The 19,447-nt window shown below is 44.5% G+C and carries 17 protein-coding genes and 2 rRNA genes; 18 read left to right on the top strand and 1 reads right to left on the bottom strand.

What is annotated here, in order from left to right; translation table 11 throughout:
- Nucleotides 1-70: 70 nt before the first annotated feature.
- The 12 genes from ACXAEA_RS01440 to rsmI all read left to right on the top strand — a co-directional run bounded on the left by ACXAEA_RS01440 (nt 71) and on the right by rsmI (nt 11,186).
- Nucleotides 71-3,005, top strand: a 23S ribosomal RNA gene (locus ACXAEA_RS01440).
- 101 nt (nt 3,006-3,106) lie between these two features.
- Nucleotides 3,107-3,222 (top strand): 5S ribosomal RNA (rrf, locus tag ACXAEA_RS01435).
- A gap of 558 nt (nt 3,223-3,780) precedes the next feature.
- A complete protein-coding gene (locus ACXAEA_RS01430; protein WP_475094180.1) occupies nt 3,781-3,993 on the top strand; it encodes a sigma factor G inhibitor Gin in 213 nt (70 codons plus the stop codon).
- 83 nt (nt 3,994-4,076) lie between these two features.
- Nucleotides 4,077-5,507, top strand: coding sequence for an aminotransferase class I/II-fold pyridoxal phosphate-dependent enzyme (locus tag ACXAEA_RS01425; protein WP_475094179.1), 1,431 nt, complete (start codon nt 4,077-4,079; stop codon nt 5,505-5,507).
- Complete coding sequence (gene tmk, locus ACXAEA_RS01420) at nt 5,508-6,140, top strand: dTMP kinase (protein WP_475094178.1); 633 nt, start codon at nt 5,508-5,510, stop codon at nt 6,138-6,140.
- Between the two features lie 180 nt (nt 6,141-6,320).
- Nucleotides 6,321-6,650, top strand: a complete 330-nt coding sequence (locus ACXAEA_RS01415; protein WP_475094177.1) for a cyclic-di-AMP receptor — start codon at nt 6,321-6,323, stop codon at nt 6,648-6,650.
- A gap of 27 nt (nt 6,651-6,677) precedes the next feature.
- Entirely contained in the window at nt 6,678-7,118 is a 441-nt protein-coding gene (locus ACXAEA_RS01410; RefSeq protein WP_475094176.1) for a YaaR family protein, read from the top strand.
- Between the two features lie 13 nt (nt 7,119-7,131).
- Nucleotides 7,132-8,139 carry a DNA polymerase III subunit delta' gene (gene holB / locus ACXAEA_RS01405; protein WP_475094175.1) on the top strand — a complete coding sequence of 336 codons (1,008 nt, stop codon included), beginning with the start codon at nt 7,132-7,134 and terminating at the stop codon, nt 8,137-8,139.
- On the top strand, nt 8,132-8,962 hold the full coding sequence (locus tag ACXAEA_RS01400) for a PSP1 domain-containing protein (protein ID WP_475094174.1): 831 nt from the start codon (nt 8,132-8,134) through the stop codon (nt 8,960-8,962). The genes holB and ACXAEA_RS01400 overlap by 8 nt, the downstream gene beginning before the upstream one ends.
- Nucleotides 8,963-8,975: 13 nt before the next feature.
- Nucleotides 8,976-9,347, top strand: coding sequence for a DNA replication initiation control protein YabA (yabA, locus tag ACXAEA_RS01395; protein ID WP_475094173.1), 372 nt, complete (start codon nt 8,976-8,978; stop codon nt 9,345-9,347).
- Nucleotides 9,348-9,537: 190 nt separating this feature from the next.
- On the top strand, nt 9,538-10,281 hold the full coding sequence (locus ACXAEA_RS01390) for a tRNA1(Val) (adenine(37)-N6)-methyltransferase (protein ID WP_475094172.1): 744 nt from the start codon (nt 9,538-9,540) through the stop codon (nt 10,279-10,281).
- Between the two features lie 23 nt (nt 10,282-10,304).
- On the top strand, nt 10,305-11,186 hold the full coding sequence (gene rsmI / locus ACXAEA_RS01385; protein WP_475094171.1) for a 16S rRNA (cytidine(1402)-2'-O)-methyltransferase: 882 nt from the start codon (nt 10,305-10,307) through the stop codon (nt 11,184-11,186).
- Nucleotides 11,187-11,235: 49 nt separating this feature from the next.
- On the opposite strand, the gene ACXAEA_RS01380 is transcribed toward rsmI, so the two are convergent.
- Nucleotides 11,236-11,523, bottom strand: a complete 288-nt coding sequence (locus tag ACXAEA_RS01380) for an AbrB/MazE/SpoVT family DNA-binding domain-containing protein (RefSeq protein WP_125481637.1) — start codon at nt 11,521-11,523, stop codon at nt 11,236-11,238.
- A gap of 726 nt (nt 11,524-12,249) precedes the next feature.
- Between ACXAEA_RS01380 and metG the strand changes: the two genes are divergently transcribed.
- The 6 genes from metG to yabG all read left to right on the top strand — a co-directional run bounded on the left by metG (nt 12,250) and on the right by yabG (nt 19,381).
- Complete coding sequence (gene metG / locus ACXAEA_RS01375) at nt 12,250-14,205, top strand: methionine--tRNA ligase (protein ID WP_475094170.1); 1,956 nt, start codon at nt 12,250-12,252, stop codon at nt 14,203-14,205.
- A 305-nt stretch (nt 14,206-14,510) separates the two neighbouring features.
- The gene (locus ACXAEA_RS01370) at nt 14,511-15,278 is read left to right on the top strand and encodes a TatD family hydrolase (protein ID WP_475094169.1); all 768 of its coding nucleotides are present in this window, start codon (nt 14,511-14,513) and stop codon (nt 15,276-15,278) included.
- A 237-nt stretch (nt 15,279-15,515) separates the two neighbouring features.
- Nucleotides 15,516-16,700, top strand: coding sequence for a ubiquitin-like domain-containing protein (locus ACXAEA_RS01365; RefSeq protein WP_475098033.1), 1,185 nt, complete (start codon nt 15,516-15,518; stop codon nt 16,698-16,700).
- 214 nt (nt 16,701-16,914) lie between these two features.
- Entirely contained in the window at nt 16,915-17,475 is a 561-nt protein-coding gene (rnmV, locus tag ACXAEA_RS01360) for a ribonuclease M5 (RefSeq protein WP_475094168.1), read from the top strand.
- Nucleotides 17,468-18,346 carry a 16S rRNA (adenine(1518)-N(6)/adenine(1519)-N(6))-dimethyltransferase RsmA gene (gene rsmA, locus ACXAEA_RS01355; protein ID WP_475094167.1) on the top strand — a complete coding sequence of 293 codons (879 nt, stop codon included), beginning with the start codon at nt 17,468-17,470 and terminating at the stop codon, nt 18,344-18,346. The genes rnmV and rsmA overlap by 8 nt, the downstream gene beginning before the upstream one ends.
- Before the next feature lie 129 nt (nt 18,347-18,475).
- Entirely contained in the window at nt 18,476-19,381 is a 906-nt protein-coding gene (gene yabG / locus ACXAEA_RS01350) for a sporulation peptidase YabG (protein WP_475098032.1), read from the top strand.
- Nucleotides 19,382-19,447 lie beyond the last annotated feature (66 nt).

The raw sequence follows: 19,447 nt of genomic DNA, 5'->3' as shown, positions 1-19,447 counted from the left end.
AGAACCAAGAAAAAACCGAGTGATCGCCATTTTAGTTTTCTCTCTATTCAATTAGAGAAATGACCTTTTAGGTTAAGTTAGAAAGGGCGCACGGTGGATGCCTTGGCACTAGGAGCCGATGAAGGACGGGACTAACACCGATATGCTTCGGGGAGCTGTAAGTAAGCTTTGATCCGGAGATTTCCGAATGGGGAAACCCACTGTTCGTAATGGAACAGTATCTTTACCTGAATACATAGGGTATTGAAGGCAGACCCGGGGAACTGAAACATCTAAGTACCCGGAGGAAGAGAAAGCAAACGCGATTCCCTGAGTAGCGGCGAGCGAAACGGGACATAGCCCAAACCAAGAGGCTTGCCTCTTGGGGTTGTAGGACACTCTACATGGAGTTACAAAGGAACGGGGTAGATGAAGTGGTCTGGAAAGGCCCGTCAGAGAAGGTAAAAACCCTGTAGTTGAAACTTCGTTCCCTCCTGAGTGGATCCTGAGTACGGCGGGACACGAGAAATCCCGTCGGAAGCTGGGAGGACCATCTCCCAAGGCTAAATACTCCCTAGTGACCGATAGTGAACCAGTACCGTGAGGGAAAGGTGAAAAGCACCCCGGAAGGGGAGTGAAAGAGATCCTGAAACCGTGTGCCTACAAGTAGTCAGAGCCCGTTCATGGGTGATGGCGTGCCTTTTGTAGAATGAACCGGCGAGTTACGATTACATGCAAGGTTAAGTTGAAGAGACGGAGCCGCAGCGAAAGCGAGTCTGAATAGGGCGAATGAGTATGTGGTCGTAGACCCGAAACCAGGTGATCTACCCATGTCCAGGGTGAAGGTTGGGTAACACCAACTGGAGGCCCGAACCCACGCACGTTGAAAAGTGCGGGGATGAGGTGTGGGTAGCGGAGAAATTCCAATCGAACTTGGAGATAGCTGGTTCTCTCCGAAATAGCTTTAGGGCTAGCCTCACGTTGTAAGAGTCTTGGAGGTAGAGCACTGTTTGGACTAGGGGCCCTCATCGGGTTACCGAATTCAGACAAACTCCGAATGCCAAAGACTTATCCGTGGGAGTCAGACTGCGAGTGATAAGATCCGTAGTCAAAAGGGAAACAGCCCAGACCACCAGCTAAGGTCCCAAAGTATACGTTAAGTGGAAAAGGATGTGGAGTTGCTTAGACAACCAGGATGTTGGCTTAGAAGCAGCCACCATTTAAAAAGTGCGTAATAGCTCACTGGTCGAGTGACTCTGCGCCGAAAATGTACCGGGGCTAAACGTATCACCGAAGCTGTGGATTGACATCTTAGATGTCAGTGGTAGGAGAGCGTTCTAAGGGCGTTGAAGCTAGACCGTAAGGACTGGTGGAGCGCTTAGAAGTGAGAATGCCGGTATGAGTAGCGAAAGATGGGTGAGAATCCCATCCACCGAATGCCTAAGGTTTCCTGAGGAAGGCTCGTCCTCTCAGGGTTAGTCGGGACCTAAGCCGAGGCCGAAAGGCGTAGGCGATGGACAACAGGTTGATATTCCTGTACCACCTCTTTATCGTTTGAGCGACGGGGGGACGCAGGAGGATAGGGTAAGCGCGCTGTTGGATATGCGCGTCTAAGCAGTTAGGCTGCAAGTGAGGCAAATCCCGCTTGCGTGAAGGCTGAGCTGTGACAGCGAGGGAAATTTAGTACCGAAGTTCCTGATTCCACACTGCCAAGAAAAGCCTCTAGCGAGATAAATGGTGCCCGTACCGCAAACCGACACAGGTAGGCGAGGAGAGAATCCTAAGGTGAGCGAGAGAACTCTCGTTAAGGAACTCGGCAAAATGACCCCGTAACTTCGGGAGAAGGGGTGCTCATTTGGGTGAATAGCCCGGATGAGCCGCAGTGAATAGGCCCAGGCGACTGTTTAGCAAAAACACAGGTCTCTGCGAAGCCGCAAGGCGAAGTATAGGGGCTGACGCCTGCCCGGTGCTGGAAGGTTAAGAGGAGGGGTTAGCTCACGCGAAGCTCTGAATCGAAGCCCCAGTAAACGGCGGCCGTAACTATAACGGTCCTAAGGTAGCGAAATTCCTTGTCGGGTAAGTTCCGACCCGCACGAAAGGCGTAACGATCTGGGCACTGTCTCAACGAGAGACTCGGTGAAATTATAGTACCTGTGAAGATGCAGGTTACCCGCGACAGGACGGAAAGACCCCGTGGAGCTTTACTGTAGCCTGATATTGAATTTTGGTACAGCTTGTACAGGATAGGTAGGAGCCTGAGAAACCGGAGCGCCAGCTTCGGTGGAGGCGTCGGTGGGATACTACCCTGGCTGTATTGAAATTCTAACCCGCGCCCCTGATCGGGGCGGGAGACAGTGTCAGGTGGGCAGTTTGACTGGGGCGGTCGCCTCCTAAAGAGTAACGGAGGCGCCCAAAGGTTCCCTCAGAATGGTTGGAAATCATTCGCAGAGTGTAAAGGCACAAGGGAGCTTGACTGCGAGACCTACAAGTCGAGCAGGGACGAAAGTCGGGCTTAGTGATCCGGTGGTTCCGCATGGAAGGGCCATCGCTCAACGGATAAAAGCTACCCCGGGGATAACAGGCTTATCTCCCCCAAGAGTCCACATCGACGGGGAGGTTTGGCACCTCGATGTCGGCTCATCGCATCCTGGGGCTGTAGTCGGTCCCAAGGGTTGGGCTGTTCGCCCATTAAAGCGGTACGCGAGCTGGGTTCAGAACGTCGTGAGACAGTTCGGTCCCTATCCGTCGTGGGCGCAGGAAATTTGAGAGGAGCTGTCCTTAGTACGAGAGGACCGGGATGGACGCACCGCTGGTGTACCAGTTGTCTTGCCAAAGGCATCGCTGGGTAGCTATGTGCGGACGGGATAAGTGCTGAAAGCATCTAAGCATGAAGCCCCCCTCAAGATGAGATTTCCCATAGCGCAAGCTAGTAAGAACCCTGAAAGATGATCAGGTTGATAGGTCAGAGGTGGAAGCGCGGTGACGTGTGGAGCTGACTGATACTAATCGTTCGAGGACTTAACCAAATAGATCATTCGTTCTTCTTGAATTCTTCTTACAACATTATCTAGTTTTGAGGGAGCAAAGCTTTTTGCGAAGCAAAATTGCAAAACCTCAAACCAAATAGTCTGGTGGCGATGGCGAGAAGGTCACACCCGTTCCCATACCGAACACGGAAGTTAAGCTTCTCAGCGCCGATGGTAGTTGGGGGTTTCCCCCTGTGAGAGTAGGACGCCGCCGGGCACACGAAAGAACAGCTGTAATGGCTGTTCTTTTTTTGTGTATATGAAATGCAGTGCCTCTGCGTATTCTGAATTTACTGCTTTGATTTGTTCGGTTTAGTCACTTGGTCGATATAATGGAAAATGTGGTCGATATAATTGGAAATCAACTGATATAATCAAAAATGTGGTTGATATATTGGAAAATCCGCTGATATGTCCAAAATGTGGTCGATAAAATAAGGCATAACCCGATTAAACCTAAAACTGATTAGCAAAAAACCAGTCTCACCCCCATTTAACATGAAAAATCATATAATCCAGCACATATTTAGCTATATAAAACACTAAACTGTGTCTAGGATCTTCAAAAGTCGCTTACAAGCCTCCATTTCATTCAAAAACACAAGAACCGTCCCCCTGTTTTCCCTGCGGAAAATAATAAACCAACCTAAATTGTTATAAGACATACAAGGAAATAGAATGTCAATCATAAAATATAAAACAATTAAACTTTCTGAAATATTATTCGGAAAATTGTATACAAAATCGGGCTGCTGGGAACAATAGGTGTACGGAGGTGGAGAATTTGGGTTCTCTTTTAGCAAGAAAACAAGTTGGGGAAACATGTGTGATTTGCGAACGGACGAGGACGGCTGGCATACACCTGTATACTTCTTTTATCTGCACTAAGTGTGAGAGCATTATGATCAAGACAGATACGGGTGATCCTAAATATAAATATTATGTGGAAAAGTTAAGGAAAGTAACGAAGCCTGGCATTTACAGTTAAAAGCTCAATTTGAGCTTTTATTTTTTTTGCCAACAAACAGTGTTAGAATAGATAGGTGTGAATTTATATTGTTAGGTGATTCTATGGACCAATCTAAAACACCTTTGTACACCCAACTGGTCAGACACCATAGGACCAAGCCTCTTTCATTCCATGTTCCGGGGCATAAATATGGTGATGTTTACCCACATGAGGGACAGGCATTCTATGGGGAAATTCTGAAGCTGGATGCGACAGAAATTACGGGTCTTGATGACCTTCATTCTCCTGAGGGTGTAATTTTAGAAGCTGAGAATTTACTTTCGGATCTATATAAAACTAATAAAAGCTTTTTTTTAATAAATGGGTCAACTGTGGGCAACCTTGCGATGATTCTCTCTGCAATTAACGAAGATGACATTGTGCTTGTGCAGCGAAATTCTCATAAGTCAATCATGAATGCCATTCGGCTCGCAAAAGCCAAGCCAGTATTCATTAGTCCGGAATATGACCACGAATACGGTGTAGCTTCCGGCTTGAGTTTTGATGCAGTGAAATCAGCCATCAAACAGTACCCTCATGCAAAAGCACTGTTATTAACGTATCCTAACTATTACGGTATGACATATGACCTTAAGAGTTTAATTGATTTGGCACATGAACATCATATCCCCGTGTTAGTGGATGAGGCTCATGGCGTTCATTTTATTGCAGGGGATTATTTCCCGCCGTCCGCAGTTGAACTTGGTGCGGATCTCGTTGTGCAGTCTGCTCATAAGACGTTGCCAGCGATGACGATGGGAGCATTCCTCCATTATCAGACGAAGCTCGTTTCCTTGAGCAAACTGCAGTTTTATTTACAGGCACTGCAATCAAGCAGCCCTTCGTATCCACTAATGGCTTCCTTAGATTTGGCGCGCAGTTATCTGGGGACCTATGGTCAGGAAGACCTGTTATATCTAAAAGGCGAAATAGAATGTTTCCGAGATGAGCTAAGTCAGCTTGAATCGATTCACTTAATGAAGCATAATGATCCGCTGAAATTGGCGATACAGACCAAAGGTCCGTGGACAGGATTCGAGCTGCAAAGGAAACTTGAAACGAAAGGCATTTTTACCGAATTAGCTGACCCTTATAATGTACTGTTTGTTCTCCCATTGCTAAAGCGAGGCATGAATCATCGCATGCTTGAAGCTGCTGGAATCATAAAAGAAGTCACTGACAGTTTGCCGAATGGAGTTGCTGAATTCGAGCCTGAATTGAGCGATAAAACCATTTCAACCTTAACAATTGGCTATAAAGAGATGGAGAGCCTGGAAACGGAATTTGTTCCACTTGAACAATCGGTGGACAGGGTATGCGCAGAAGCGATTATTCCTTATCCGCCGGGAATACCGCTCGTTCTGCCTGGGGAATTATTAAGAGAAGAAGATTTTCAAACTGTACTATATTTGAGAAAAATCAACGCAAAAATCCAGGGTGGAGAGGAATTGCGTTCCGGAAAAATAAAAGTATTTAAGAGTTGGAGGATTTAAATGGAAAACGGTATATTCATTACGATTGAAGGTCCGGATGGTTCGGGGAAAACGACCATCATTCAAATGCTGGCGGAAAATCTTGAAAAGGAAGGATTCGCGGTCATGGCGACGCGCGAACCGGGAGGAATCGAGATTGCCGAGCAGATCAGGAAAGTCATTCTTGACCCTGAAAATACAGCAATGGACCCACGTACAGAGGCACTATTATACGCGGCGGCAAGAAGGCAGCATCTAGCTGAAAAGGTGAAGCCGGCTCTTGAGAATGGGAAAATCATCTTGTGCGACCGGTTTGTGGATAGTTCATTGGCTTATCAGGGTTATGCACGTGGATTGGGGATTGATGAGGTATACTCAATCAACCAGTTCGCCATTGAAGACATGATGCCGGAGCTAACATTATATTTCGATGTAGCGCCGGAGATTGGACTTGAAAGAATCAATAAAAACAAAGGACGCGAAGTGAACCGCCTCGACCTGGAGAAGCTTGAATTCCACCAAAAAGTTAGGGATGGATATATGATTCTCGCAGAAAGATTTGCGGACAGGATTGTCAAAATCGATGCATCACGTGAGCTGGATTCAGTTTATGAGCAAGCCGAAGCAAAAATAAAAGAGTTGTTGAATAAATAATTTATGAAGCAAGCCTTGTTCCCAAAAGGCTTGCTTTATTATTTACATGCAATGCATTAAGGAAAATCAATTGGAAGCCTTTGGAATTTCGTTATAATAACATGTCTTGTCACGTGAATCCTGTTATAATGAGAATACAAATGTTACGGAAGTTAAATAGATTGCCTAGGAGGAACATGAATGAAATTAATTTTAGCCGTGGTTCAGGACCAGGACAGCAACCGTCTGTCGAATGCATTGGTCGATCATAATTTCCGCGCGACAAAGATGGCTAGTACTGGTGGCTTCTTAAAATCAGGAAATACCACTTTTATCATAGGAACAGAAGACATTAGAGTAGAGAAGGCACTTGAAGTTATCAGGGAAAACTGTAAATCCCGTGATCAGCTGGTGGCACCAGTTTCTCCGATGGGAGGCAATGCAGATTCGTATGTGCCTTACCCGGTGGAAGTGGAAGTAGGCGGCGCAACTGTCTTCGTACTGCCTGTTGAACAGTTTCATCAATTTTAACGGGAATGCCCGGAGGTTTAGCAAGACATGAAGATTAATCAGGATATGCGCCTTAATGTAGATAAAGTTCGGCAGGATCAAAAGCAGCAGCCTGTGGGCGGCAACAAATTCAATGAACTTGTACAGAAGCAAGAGCATAAGTTGCAGCTTGGACAGCTGCAGCAGCTGATGAAGGAAGTTGAGTCTGCTGGTGAAAGACTTGCCAGGTCAAGGACTTTCAAAGATCTTGCCAAGTTCAAGACGCTTGTAAAGCAATTCGTAAAAGAAACAGTCAGCTTTGGAATGGAGCTAAAGCACTCCCATAGCTGGAACCAGTATGGTGAGGGCCGTTCGTTGAAGCTTGTGGAAACAATCGATGAAAAGCTTGTTGAGCTGACGGAAGAGTTGATGGATAAGAAGGATGAACAGATCGATATTCTCGGTAAAATTGGTGAAATCAAAGGTCTGTTGATCAATTTATATACGTAAGTGAGTGATCGCATTGGCAAAGACGTGGGACGAGCTGGAGAGACTCCAGCCAAATGTTTTGAAGATGATTAAAAACAGCATCCTGAAAAATCGAATAGCCCATGCGTATTTATTTGAGGGAATGAGAGGCACCGGGAAAAAAGAGATTAGTATGCTTCTAGCCAAGAGCATTAATTGCCATGCACCCGTGGATGGCTATAAGCCTTGTGAAAGCTGTTTGAACTGCAAGAGGATCAATCATGGCAACCACCCTGATATTCATTTTGTCGAACCGGACGGCCTGTCGATCAAGAAAGGACAGATCCAGCAGCTGCAGGAGGAGTTTTCAAAAACGGGTGTGGAATCGAAGAACAAGCTGTATACGATTGTCCATGCCGATCGGATGACGACGAATGCGGCGAACAGTCTGCTTAAATTCCTTGAAGAACCGCATGCAGGAACGGTTGCTGTGTTGATTACCGAACAGGCACAGCAGATGCTTCCGACAATTATTTCGAGATGCCAGCTGATCAATTTCACCCCATTATCTCCTAAAAATATGGCAGAACAGTTGATCGCAAGCGGGGTTCACCCGCATATGGCACCTCTGTTGGCACAGCTTACGAATAATTTGGAAGAAGCTTTGGCAATAAGTCATGATGATTGGTTTGCACAAGCACAAAAAATAGTGTTAAAATTATATGAAGTGCTGAAAAAGAATTCCCTTGAAGCTATGGTCACGCTTCAGGAAAACTGGTTTATGCACTTCAAAGAGAAAGAACAAATCGACCGTGGTTTGGATTTATTACTTCTTATTTTTAAGGATTTATTATACATTCAGCTTGGCAAGAAGGACCAGGTTGTATATCTAAACGAAAGCTCGCGTTTAGAACAGTTTGCATTACAGACATCCGGACGGCGTCTTACCGAACAAATGGCAGCCATTCTGGAGGCGAAGAGGAAGCTGCATGCCAATATGAATCCCCAGCTGCTTATGGAAGAGCTGGTGTTAAAATTGCAGGAGGGATCTACACTTGTATGATGTAGTAGGTGTCCGCTTCAAAAAAGCGGGGAAGATTTATTATTTTGATCCCGGCGATCTCTCAATTCAAAAGGACGAATTCGTCATTGTCGAAACTGTCAGGGGCGTTGAGTACGGAAGAGTAGTAACTCCCCGGAAGCAGGTCGGCGAAAAGGATGTTGTCCTGCCTCTGAAAAAGGTAGTCAGAATTGCAGATCAGAAGGATCGCCTTATTGTCGAGGAGAACAAAGCAGCTGCAAAGGAAGCGTACGATGTTTGCAGTGAAAAGGTGAATGAACATCAGCTGGATATGAAGCTTGTTGATGTGGAATATACATTTGACCGCAATAAAGTCATTTTTTACTTCACGGCTGATGGCCGCGTCGATTTCCGTGAGTTGGTCAAGGATTTGGCCTCCATTTTCAGGACAAGGATCGAGCTGCGCCAGATCGGTGTCAGAGATGAAGCGAAAATGCTTGGCGGCATAGGGCCATGCGGCAGAATGCTTTGCTGTTCTACGTTCCTGGGAGATTTTGATCCCGTTTCAATCAAGATGGCCAAGGATCAAAACCTCTCACTCAATCCAACAAAGATTTCCGGCCTTTGTGGCAGGCTGATGTGCTGTTTGAAATACGAGAATGATCAGTATGAATCAGCGAAAGAACAGCTGCCTGACCTAGGTGAAACAATCGTGACACCAGATGGTCCAGGGAAAGTTGTCGGTCTGAACATCCTTGAACGTGTGATGCAAGTCGATGTTGTCGGCCAGGAGCGTGTCCTCGAGTATACTCTTGAGGAAATTCAGGAAGCAGGAGCTGTATCGTTGCAATCATCCACAGATTAATGAGGTGGAACAGGTGGATAAAAAGGATATCTTCGACTCAGTAAGCAATATGGAATCGCAGATTGGTGATTTATACCGTCAGCTTGGTGAGTTAAAACAGCATTTAGCAGAAGTTCTTGAAGAGAATAATGCCTTAAAGCTGGAAAATGAGCATTTAAGACGCCGTCTGGATCAAACTATCGGTAAAAAAGATCCGAAAATTAAGAAAAGCGGCAAGGAAAACGGCAATCAAGCCCAGGGCGATAAAAACGTGGTCGACATCGGTGAAGGCTACGATAACCTTGCCCGGCTGTACCAGGAAGGCTTCCATATCTGCAACCTGCATTTTGGCAGCCCGCGGAAAGAAGACTGCCTGTTCTGTCTGTCCTTTCTTAATAAAAAATAATTGGCAGCCTTCCTTTATAGGGAAGGCTATTTTTATAAGGTTTATTTATGTCCAGTTGCAGCGCCTAGCCCCTCGAGGTCGCTTCGGTCCAGTCAATGAAGTCAAAGAACGACTTCACTGCCTGGCCCTCCAGCGCTTGTCGGGGCTGACCAAGGCGCTTGCACTTTTATGTATGGAGGAAATATCTACAATGGTTAACTTAAGAGAAGATGAACGATTAGACTATTTGCTGGCAGAGGATTTAAGAATCATCCAAAGCCCGAATGTGTTTTCTTTTTCACTGGACGCAGTCCTGCTTGCGAGATTTGTGTGGGTGCCGATCCAGAAGGGCAAGATTGTTGACTTATGCAGCGGCAATGGTGTCATTCCTTTATTTTTAAGTGCGAGAACAAAAGGGACAATTACCGGCGTGGAAATCCAGGAGCGCTTGTATGATATGGCTGTCCGCAGCATTGAATATAATAATCTTGATAACCGCCTTCACATGATTCATGGGGATCTTAAGGACGCACCCAAACAGCTTGGCTTTGAGAAGTATGATGTAGTAACCTGTAATCCGCCTTATTTTCCGACGCCTTCAAGGGAAGAAATAAACGTGAATGAGCATCTAGCGATTGCTCGCCATGAGATTCTGTGCACACTGGACGATGCGATCAAGGCTTCCAGTCAGCTGGTGAAGCAAGGCGGAAAGGTTGCATTTGTTCATCGACCTGGAAGGCTGATTGATATAATCGAAATCATGAGGAAATACCGCCTGGAGCCAAAAAGGATTCAGTTCGTTTATCCTAAGGTTGGAAAAGAAGCTAATACATTGTTGGTCGAGGCAATTAAAGATGGCAGTCCTGACCTGAAAATCCTTGAACCGCTGATTGTGTATGATGAAAATAATGAATACACTCCAGTCATTAAAGAGATTTTATATGGAAGCAAATAAGCAAAAAGGAACGGGTGGTATACATGCAGCAGCAAAAAAGCTTTGAGCGGGAAAATGAAAAAGGAATCTTGTATCTTGTTCCGACTCCTATCGGCAACCTCGAGGACATGACCTTCAGGGCGATAAGAATAATGAAGGAAGCTGATTTAATTGCGGCAGAGGATACGAGGAACACGAAAAAGCTTTGCAATTACTTTGAGATTGAGACGCCCGTTACCAGCTATCATGAACATAATAAGGAAAGCAGCGGGCATAAATTGATTGAAAGAATCAAAGAAGGCGCAAAAATTGCACTGGTAAGCGATGCGGGTATGCCTACGATTTCTGATCCGGGCACAGAACTCGTTACAGAGGCGATTGCCGAGGGGTTGACCGTTGTTCCGCTTCCAGGGGCGAACGCGGCTCTGACAGCACTGATTGCTTCGGGGATTCAGCCACAGCCTTTTTACTATTATGGATTTCTCCAGAGGGGGAAAAAGGATAAGAAAAAGGAACTTGAGCTGCTGGCAAAGCAGACAGCGACCATCGTCCTTTACGAATCTCCCCACAGGCTGAAGGAAACACTGTCAATGATGCTGGAAGGGCTTGGCGACCGAAGAATCGTCCTATGCCGTGAATTGACGAAGAAGTATGAGGAATTCCTGAGGGGAGCCATCTCCGAGGCGTTGGCCTGGGCTGAGTCGGAGGAAGTACGTGGTGAATTCGTGCTCGTTATTGAAGGGGCCTCCCCGGATTCCATAGCAGAAGAAGAGACTCAATGGTGGGAAAAATTAAGCTTGAATGAACATGTCGAGCATTATATATCAGAAGAACATATGAACTCAAAGGATGCCATAAAACAAACAGCAAAAGACAGAGGCATGCAGAAGAGAGAAGTTTACCAGGCTTACCATATAAACGAATAACGATACAAAAAAGGCCTTGGATTATCTCCAAGGCCTTAAATCATTTATATTAAGCTTTAACAGGTTCGAAGTTTCCCTGAATTTCTTTAAGAAGCTGTTCAGCACCTTCACGGCTAAGGATCAGCTTGCCGCCAGCCAGTGTGATGTTGTTGTCAGAAACTTCACCAGTGATATGGCAAGTCATGTTTGGCTTGTATTTTTTAAGAATGATGCGGTCATCGTCAACGTAGATTTCCAAAGCATCTTTTTCAGCGATGCCAAGAGTTCTTCTTAATTCGATTGGAATAACCACGCGGCCAAGTTCATCAACTTTACGTACGATACCAGTAGATTTCATAGTAATGATCTCCTCTCATTTTCCCATATATAAGTTCGTCATTTTTCGACATTTTTCTCTTATTGGTTTTATAATACCAGCGATTCCAATTACCGTCAATTAATTTATTTTTCTTCTATTAACAATTTTTAACACAACACGAAAACCTTTTCATATCAACGTTTATGAATGGGAGAGTCAAAAGGGAATGAGGATTGATGCGGTTTTCTCGAAATGAGGATATTAGAAAAATGTTATTGTGGGAATAATATCAGTCGCGCGATTCGACAAAATTCTACACTGTCTTTCGACAAAATGTCACAAGTTTGTCATATTTGAGATGTCGTGTACATTATTTTGTAAATAAGTATATTCTATTGATGTATTTGGTTATGATTTTATTATGTTGAAACTCAATCATCCACCTTTAGAATCAGGCTATCAAGCTCCTGCCAAACAAATTGAGGCGGGGCTTTTTTGATAAATTACAAAGGAGAACATAACCCACATTAATTCTCTACTGACAAAATTCGTAAACTTTATAGGGAGAATGTCCGTAGTGGAGAAATTTTTTACAAAATCCCTGTTTTTTCTTTGCTTTTAATATGAACTATATAAAAAGAGGATGTCGAAAACCATCGTAAATGGGCTTTTGTTTTGTATTAAAGTGGTATGAAACCCGGGCCATTAGCTGGTATAATAACTACTATTAACATGAACTAGCAGTTTTAGTTAAGGAGGATCTTCATGGAAGAGAAACTGAAAACCTTTTATCTCACGACCCCTATTTATTATCCAAGCGGCAATCTGCATATCGGCCATGCTTACACAACGGTGGCTGGCGATGCGATGGCACGCTATAAAAGACTGCGCGGCTTTGATGTCATGTATTTGACAGGCACGGATGAGCACGGTCAGAAAATCCAGCGCAATGCTGAGGCAAAAGGCATCACCCCGCAGCAATATGTAGATGAAATCGTCGAAGGAATCCAGGAGCTTTGGGGCAAGCTGGATATTTCCTATAATGATTTCATTCGTACGACGCAAGATCGCCATAAGCAGATTGTCGAGAAGATTTTTGCTCAGCTTCTGGAGCAGGGGGATATTTATCTCGATCAATATGAAGGCTGGTATTGTACTCCATGTGAATCCTTCTATACTGACAGACAGCTTGAAGACGGAAACTGTCCGGATTGCGGCCGTCCTGTTGAAAAAGTTAAGGAAGAATCATATTTCTTCAAAATGAGCAAATACGCAGACAGGCTGCTGAAATACTATGAGGAGAATCCTGAATTCATCCAGCCTGAATCACGTAAAAATGAAATGATCAATAACTTCATCAAGCCTGGCCTGGAAGACTTGGCTGTGTCCCGTACAACATTTGACTGGGGCGTGAAGGTTCCTGGTGATCCAAAGCATGTGATTTATGTATGGATTGATGCATTGTCAAACTACATCACAGCTCTTGGCTATGGCACAGATGACGACTCCAAGTACTTGAACTTCTGGCCGGCAGATGTCCATCTTGTTGGAAAAGAAATCGTCCGCTTCCATACGATTTATTGGCCGATCATGCTGATGGCCCTTGACCTGCCGCTTCCCAAAAAAGTTTTTGCCCACGGCTGGCTTTTGATGAAGGACGGAAAAATGTCGAAATCCAAAGGGAACGTAGTTGATCCGGTTACATTGATTGACCGCTATGGCCTTGATTCGCTTCGATACTACCTGCTTCGTGAAGTTCCGTTTGGTTCTGATGGTGTTTTCACACCTGAAGGGTTTGTCGAAAGAATCAACTTTGATCTTGCGAATGACCTTGGGAATCTGTTGAACAGAACGGTTGCGATGATCAACAAGTATTTTGATGGAGAGATTCCTGCCTACAATGGCTCAGAAGGTGAATTTGAACAGCAGCTCCTTGATGTGAACAAAGAAAGCGTTCAGAAATATGAAGAAGCAATGGAAAAAATGGAGTTTTCCGTGGCACTTACTTCTGTATGGCAGTTGGTCAGCCGCTGCAATAAATTTATCGATGAGACACAGCCATGGGTGCTTGCGAAGGATGAAGAGAAGAAAACAGCTCTGGCGGATGTCATGGTTCATCTTGCAGAATCACTAAGAAGAGTAGCTGTACTCCTGAAACCATTCCTGACAAGAACACCAGATAAAATCTTTGCCCAGTTGAATGTCACTTCTGAAGCACTGCAAACATGGGAGAGCTTAGAAGCATTCGGCCAAATTCCAGCAGGAACAAAGGTAGTTCAGGGAGAGCCAATCTTCCCGCGCCTTGACCTTAAGGAAGAGGTTGAGTTCATCAAGGAGAAAATGCAAGGTTCAGCACCAGCAGCAGCACCTGTGGAGGAAGAAAAACCTGAGCCGCAAGCTGAAATTGCCATTGATGATTTCATGAAGGTGGAGTTACGGGTCGCAGAAGTGATTCATGCAGAGCCAGTGAAAAAGGCTGATAAACTGCTGAAACTGCAACTGAATCTTGGCTATGAAAAACGCCAGGTCGTTTCTGGAATTGCCAAGTATTATAAGCCGGAGGACCTGATCGGCAAAAAGGTCATTTGCGTCACGAACCTTAAGCCAGTAAAACTTCGCGGGGAACTTTCTGAGGGAATGATCCTGGCAGGAGAGAAAGATGGCGTGATGTCTTTGGCTACAGTAGATGACTCCCTCTCTATTGGCGCAAAAGTAAAATAAATATTGGATAGAAAACCCGGAAATGTTTCATGTGTAACATTTCCGGGTTTTTTGTGTTAAAATAGCAAATTTTTTTAATACCTGAGATATGATAAGGGAAATAAGCTGGTTAGCAAGCAGGCAAATCCCAGCTCTGTAAGCATTTATGTGGACGGAGTCAAAAATTTGACCTGGACATCTAAAAAAAGTTATGATATCGAGACAACTTTATCACAATAAAATGAACACAGCAGCAAACCTATTCAGCTTTCTGTCCAGTATAGATAGAGTAAAGCTGCAGGCAATGCCAGTAAAGGAGTTTGGAAATGCTTTTTGATACCCATGTACACTTAAATGCAGAACAATTCAATGAAGATCTCCAGGAGGTCATTGACCGGGCAATTGCTGAAGGTGTGACGAATATGGTTGTAGTCGGATTCGATGAGATTACGATCAAAAAAGCGATCGAACTAGCTGAAAGCTATGAGTTCATCTATGCAAGCGTTGGATGGCATCCGGTCGATGCCATTGATATGACACAGGAGCATTTGGATTGGCTGAGGGATTTGGCCAGCCATCCAAAAGTAGTGGCGCTTGGGGAAATGGGACTTGATTATTATTGGGACAAGTCTCCTAAGGATGTCCAAAAAGAAGTGTTCAGAAAACAGATTCGTCTGGCTAAAGAAGTTGAACTTCCAATCATCATACATAATCGTGATGCAACAGCAGACATCGTTGAAATTTTAAAGGAAGAGAATGCCGGTGAAGTAGGAGGTATCATGCATTGCTACAGTGGCAGTGTCGAAACTGCGATTGAATGCATTGAGATGAACTTCTATATTTCACTTGGCGGGCCAGTTACTTTCAAAAATGCGAAGAAACCAAAAGAAGTCGCAGAGTCGATTCCAATGGATCGCCTGATGGTTGAAACCGACTGCCCGTATTTAACTCCGCATCCATATCGCGGGAAGAGAAATGAGCCCGCCTATGTAAAACTGGTAGCGGAACAAATTGCAGAATTGAAAGGGTTAACTCTTGAGGAAGTTGCAAAAACAACGACCGAAAATGCAAAAAAATTATTCGGCATAAAGTGATAAGGAATGTTGTCGATTTTTCAGCAAGGTTGTCCAAACTTTTTGTGATTCTAAAAAGTTCTACATGTCTCACTTGCGACATAGGATAACCGTGTCGATAACTCTTGCTTTTCTTTTTATGGAGCATCTTGCATAATAGGGATTACGTTTGGCAAGGGTGTCTGGGTTGACAAGTCGGCAACACTATCTTTATAATCACTCCGAGAAGAGGAGGCGTTTTTCATCGTGATTAATAGTATGAAAAACCTGTTTTCCAAGACTTTGAGTAAGAAGAAGCTGGTGATTTTTTCTGCTAGTTTCCTAGTTTTTGCAGCTGCACTTGGATTCTTCATGTACGAAGGAACCAAAAATACAGTCGCATTGACATTGGATGGCAAGGAAAGAGTCATTAAAACACATGCGAATACAATCCAGGATATATTTAATGATCTCGATATTTCATTGCACTCAGAGGACTATTTATCGCTGGCGGCAAACACAAAGGTCAAGAATAACCTATCGATTGTGTGGAAGCCGGCAAAACAGGTAGAGGTAATACAGGATCAGGAAAAGAAAACGTATTGGACAGCAGCCGATACAGTGAAGGACTTCCTGAAGGAGCAAAATATCGTAATAAACGAGCATGACAAGTTAAACCTAAACCCAGACGCTAAATTGAAGAAAGACATGAAGATTGCCATTCAAAGAGCTTTCCCGCTTAAAGTTGTAGTAGGCGGAAAAGAGCAAGATGTATGGTCGACTTCGACTACGGTCGCTGACTTTTTATCACAGCAAGGAATCACACTAAATGAATTAGACCGTGTTGAACCTGAACTAAAGCAGACAGTCACAAAGAATGCCGTGATTAATGTCATTCGAGTTGAAAAAGTCACCGATGTAGTGGAAGAACCAATTAACTTTGCAGTCGTCACAAAACAAGACAGCAATCTGGAAAAAGGTAAACAAAAGGTAGAAACTGAAGGACAGGAAGGCTTGCTTTCCAAGAGTTATGAAGTGATCCTGGAAAACGGCAAGGAAGTATCAAGAAAACTTGTCAGCGAAAAGAAGCTGAAAGAAAAACAGGATAAAGTCGTGGCAATGGGAACGAAGGTCATTGTGGCCCAGGTATCCCGTGGAAAGAGTGAACCGGCAGGTAAGGAATTCTATGTGACTTCCACTGCCTATACCGCCAGCTGTTCCGGATGCTCCGGCTACACTGCTACAGGGATTAACCTGAGGGCGAATCCAAACATTAAGGTCATTGCAGTCGATCCGAGTGTCATTCCATTAGGGACAAAAGTATACGTTGAAGGTTACGGGTATGCAATTGCTGCAGATAAGGGTTCTGCTGTTAAAGGGCATAAGATAGATGTCTTTTTCCCATCCAAATCAGATGCATATCGCTGGGGCCGCAAACGAGTAAAAATCAAAATCCTAAATTAATTCATGGATGCAGGGGAACCTTCCTCTGCATTTTTGTTTTTTCAATTTACGTTTAAGGTATAATAAGAAAGTGTTAATACGTTCATACCCATTAAAGCTAAAATCTAATCGAAATTGATTACATCTATATAGACGATTATATTGCAGAAATGTTTCATTTATTTCAGAGGATTTTTTTATTTTTTTTATAGCAACAGATAGTGCAGGAGGAACGATGAAATTAAAAGAGATTATCGTGGTAGAAGGCAAGGATGATACAACAGCGATCAGGCGGGCTGTCGACGCGGATACTATTGAAACGAACGGTTCTGCGATTAACGCGGAAACGATTGAACGGATTCGGAATGCCCATGAAAAACGGGGTGTCATTGTTTTTACTGATCCTGATTTTCCGGGTGAAAAAATCCGCAAGACCATCTCAGAGCAAATACCTGGGTGCAAGCATGCTTTTATCCCGAAAGAGTTGGCCAAGCCTAAGTCAGGGCGTGGGCTAGGGGTGGAACATGCATCTCCTGAGGTGATTCGTGAAGCTCTGAAAGATGCTCAGGTAATGGACGCAGAGGCGGCCGAAGAGATTACTCAGGAGGATTTGCTTGTTGCTGGCCTGATTGGCGGCCCAGGAGCCAAGGAGAGGCGTGAAAAGCTCGGCAGACTGCTGAAGATCGGCTATACAAATGGTAAACAGCTGCACAAGCGCCTAATGATGTTTCAGGTGAAAAGACAGGATTTCGCAGGTGCACTGGCAGAAATCCTTAAGGAGGAACAAAATGCATAAGGATATTGCTACCCCGGTCAGAACGAAGGAAATACTCGATAAATATGGTTTTTCTTTCAAAAAGAGTCTTGGCCAAAACTTTTTGATTGATACGAATATACTCAACCGCATCGTCGATCACGCAGAGCTTACAGAGAACAGTGGCGCAATTGAAATAGGCCCGGGTATCGGGGCGTTGACTGAGCAGCTTGCGAAAAGAGCAGAAAAGGTGGTCGCATTCGAAATCGACCAGCGTTTGCTGCCGATATTGGAGGATACACTGTCGCCTTATCCAAACGTCAAAATCATCCATAGTGATGTTCTAAAAGCAGATGTCAATGCTGTGGTGGAAAAGGAATTTGCCGATCTTGAAGATGTCATGGTCGTTGCCAACCTCCCTTATTATGTGACAACTCCTATCCTTATGAAGCTCCTCGAGGAGAGGCTGCCGATTCGGGGAATCGTCTGCATGCTTCAAAAGGAAGTAGGCGACCGGATTTCAGCCAAGCCTGGAACAAAGGAGTATGGTTCATTGTCGATCGCGATCCAATATTACACAAAGGCTGAGACGGTAATGATCGTCCCTAAAACAGTTTTCATGCCACAGCCAAATGTCGATTCTGCCGTTATCAGGCTGACGTTGCATGAAGAACCTCCTGTAAAGGTCAGGGATGAAGATTTCTTTTTCCTTGTTACGAGATCAAGCTTTGCACAGCGCAGGAAGACCATTTTAAATAACCTGACAAGCCAGCTTCCGGACGGAAAACAGAAGAAGGAAGGCATCCTGGCTGCCCTGCAGGAAGCAGGCATTGTGGAATCCCGAAGAGGAGAGACACTGTCAATTGAAGAATTCGCGCGCTTGAGTGAAGCGCTTTACCCATATTTTCACTAGAGTCCGGAGTCATCCGGGCTTTTTATTTTGGGAAAAACCAATGCTGTCCGACAATCCTCCGTATGCCAGAAAAGCACATGTCTTTGGGTGTTTGCATATTTTATGAAGGAAAACCATTTAGCGCAGCCTATGTGCGGGGCAATTGGAGTGAGGATTGTGAATATTACCCTCATGGATATCGTCGGCAGGGTTTCATATCAATGCGATATAATGTTCCGGGTTATCGATATCAGAGAGATGGATGGCAAGAAAATTGCGATATTATATGGTGAAGATTTCCGGCTGGTCGCAGATGCGCCTTATGAGGATTTGATAAAAGTAGATCCAAATATGCGCATGAGGCTGACGAAGGAATTTCGTTCACTTGAAGAACAGTCATATAAGCTTTTTCGGCAGGATGTTGATCTGCTTCAGCAAAAGCATGAATATGAAGCCACGGAAGGATACAGCAAGTCCTATAATTACTTCCAGATGCCAGGGAAGGTACTTCACTTAGACGGGGATCCGAATTATCTAAAAAAGTGCCTGACTCTATATGAAAAGGTCGGCGTTCCTGTTTACGGAATCCACTGCAATGAAAAAGAAATGCCGGAGAAAGTCGGCATGCTGATCGATTATTACAGGCCGGATATCCTGGTAATAACAGGACATGATGCCTATTCAAAATCGAAGGGAACAATGGAGGACCTGAATGCTTACCGCCACTCGAAACATTTTGTCCAGACAGTAAGGGAAGCGAGAAAGAAAATTCCTCATCTGGACCAGTTGGTTATCTTTGCAGGAGCCTGCCAATCCCATTTTGAGTCGCTGATCCATGCGGGTGCCAATTTTGCCAGTTCGCCTTCCAGAGTGAATATCCATGCTCTGGATCCGGTATATATCGTGGCTAAAATCAGTTTTACCCCATTCATGGAGCGTATCAATGTCTGGGATGTGCTGCGGAATACATTGACTGGGGAGAAGGGTTTGGGAGGCATTGAAACAAAGGGCGTTTTAAGGACAGGAATGCCTTATAAGAAAAATCCGTCGGACTAAAGCAAAATGGTCCGGCGTTTTTTTATGGATTCATGTACATATTTTACCGTATTAAAGGCAACTCTA

It is taken from the genome of Mesobacillus sp. ABV4_180, from assembly GCF_056158485.1.
Note: the sequence above shows the minus strand (reverse complement) of the source record. Positions and strands in the feature narration are given on the sequence as shown.

Excerpts from the sequence above, each read along its gene's own strand:
- ACXAEA_RS01410 (WP_475094176.1), top strand. The coding sequence starts at position 6,678 with ATGAAGATTAATCAGGATATGCGCCTTAATGTAGATAAAGTTCGGCAG.
- ACXAEA_RS01390 (WP_475094172.1), top strand. The coding sequence starts at position 9,538 with ATGGTTAACTTAAGAGAAGATGAACGATTAGACTATTTGCTGGCAGAG.
- rsmI (WP_475094171.1), top strand. The coding sequence starts at position 10,305 with ATGCAGCAGCAAAAAAGCTTTGAGCGGGAAAATGAAAAAGGAATCTTG.
- ACXAEA_RS01415 (WP_475094177.1), top strand. The coding sequence starts at position 6,321 with ATGAAATTAATTTTAGCCGTGGTTCAGGACCAGGACAGCAACCGTCTG.
- ACXAEA_RS01425 (WP_475094179.1), top strand. The coding sequence starts at position 4,077 with ATGGACCAATCTAAAACACCTTTGTACACCCAACTGGTCAGACACCAT.
- ACXAEA_RS01365 (WP_475098033.1), top strand. The coding sequence starts at position 15,516 with ATGAAAAACCTGTTTTCCAAGACTTTGAGTAAGAAGAAGCTGGTGATT.
- ACXAEA_RS01380 (WP_125481637.1), bottom strand. The coding sequence starts at position 11,523 with ATGAAATCTACTGGTATCGTACGTAAAGTTGATGAACTTGGCCGCGTG.
- rnmV (WP_475094168.1), top strand. The coding sequence starts at position 16,915 with ATGAAATTAAAAGAGATTATCGTGGTAGAAGGCAAGGATGATACAACA.
- metG (WP_475094170.1), top strand. The coding sequence starts at position 12,250 with ATGGAAGAGAAACTGAAAACCTTTTATCTCACGACCCCTATTTATTAT.
- ACXAEA_RS01370 (WP_475094169.1), top strand. The coding sequence starts at position 14,511 with ATGCTTTTTGATACCCATGTACACTTAAATGCAGAACAATTCAATGAA.
- rsmA (WP_475094167.1), top strand. The coding sequence starts at position 17,468 with ATGCATAAGGATATTGCTACCCCGGTCAGAACGAAGGAAATACTCGAT.
- tmk (WP_475094178.1), top strand. The coding sequence starts at position 5,508 with ATGGAAAACGGTATATTCATTACGATTGAAGGTCCGGATGGTTCGGGG.
- yabG (WP_475098032.1), top strand. The coding sequence starts at position 18,476 with ATGTGCGGGGCAATTGGAGTGAGGATTGTGAATATTACCCTCATGGAT.